The sequence below is a fragment of the Moorena sp. SIO4E2 genome (assembly GCF_010671945.1).
In the GTDB taxonomy this organism is placed as follows: Bacteria; Cyanobacteriota; Cyanobacteriia; order Cyanobacteriales; family Coleofasciculaceae; genus Moorena; species Moorena producens.
In genome coordinates this window covers 1-1,326 of record NZ_JAAHIE010001264.1, presented here as the reverse complement: position 1 = coordinate 1,326, position 1,326 = coordinate 1, and the positions used below count along the sequence as shown (strand labels likewise).

Here is a 1,326-nt window from a genome sequence, read left to right as displayed (position 1 = left end):
TGGTCAATTTGCGACTGTATATTGGCTGAGCTCATTGGCATCAAAGCCTTATAGAGTCATCTTTTTAGAGATCATGTCACCCCCTCAGTCACTACCTAATCAAATTTATTAACACATGGTTCTATCCTTATGCCAACTAGAATTCAGGAAACTAAGCTTCCCAATGGAATGAAAATATTTTGCCTGCGGGAAGAAGAAGTACCAGTTCTGTACGAACAGATTCAAGACTACATTAAATATGGAATTGAGCTGCACGAAAGTGATATCATATTTGATGTAGGAGCTAACATTGGTTTGTTTGCCTTATGGGCATATCAAAATTGTAATAAAAATGTTAGTATTTATGCTTTTGAACCTATTCCAGCCATTTTTAATGTACTACAGGCTAACGCTCAACGCTTTGATTCAGATAAAATTAAAGTCTTTTCCTGTGGACTTTCTCAGGAATCCAAGAGTATAACATTCGCTTATAATCCCAACGCTACCATGTTATCCACTGCATATCAAGAGGATTTTACTGAGCTAAAAAAGCAACTGAAGCAGGCTGTTATTCGCAATATTAAATACGCCCCTAAAGCCTTTCGTTGGCTTCGTTGGTTTCCTTTGTTTGTGCGATCAATGTTCATCCAAAATAGCATAGAAAAAGCTTTTAAAATCGAGCGGGTAACTTGCCAGTTAAAAACTGTCTCAGAGATTATAAGGGAACACAAGCTCGAACAGATTGATTTGCTTAAGATAGATGTAGAGAAAAGTGAGTTGGATGTACTTTTAGGCATCGAAGCTCAGGATTGGCAAAAGATCAAGCAAATTGTTGTTGAAGTTCACGACCTAGAGCATCGACTCCAAAAAATTACGAATTTGCTCAAAGAACACGGCTTTAGCGAAATTCAAGTCCAACAGGAACCTATTTTACATGGTTCTAATCTTTTCAATCTGTATGCCTGGCGAGGATAATACTGAGTTGCTTAGGGTGCGTGATAAGACGGGCGAGCCCTAATTTTTCGCCTCAACGCCCGGGTTGGGACAGTCCGCCTGGGAATTGTAACGGGCAAGATGCCCGTTCCACGCCTGATGCCCGTTCCACCCCTGATACCCATTAAACCCTGAGTACTTATTCCACCTCTGATGCCCATTACACCCACCGTGTCAAAAAGCAAGAATGAGATGCACCCAAGGAATCAACCCGGTTTGAAAGAAGAGCGATATATCCCTATTTCACCTTGATTTATTTTTTGAAAAGCAGCTTGGGAAAGAGCATCGCCGAAACTATCATTCAACGGAAAAAGACCTTTAACCACTGACTTACCTAAAGAATAGGCTAATTTA

Annotated in this window: 1 protein-coding gene; it reads left to right on the top strand. The window is 40.2% G+C overall.

Annotation, left to right across the window (positions count from 1 at the left end):
• The first annotated feature begins 129 nt into the window (after positions 1-129).
• On the top strand, positions 130-954 hold the full coding sequence (locus tag F6K37_RS42790) for an FkbM family methyltransferase (RefSeq protein ID WP_008189937.1): 825 nt from the start codon (positions 130-132) through the stop codon (positions 952-954).
• Positions 955-1,326 lie beyond the last annotated feature (372 nt).

What these genes read in the sequence shown, in the direction of transcription:
- F6K37_RS42790 (WP_008189937.1), top strand. Translation starts at nt 130, where the DNA reads ATGCCAACTAGAATTCAGGAAACTAAGCTTCCCAATGGAATGAAAATA.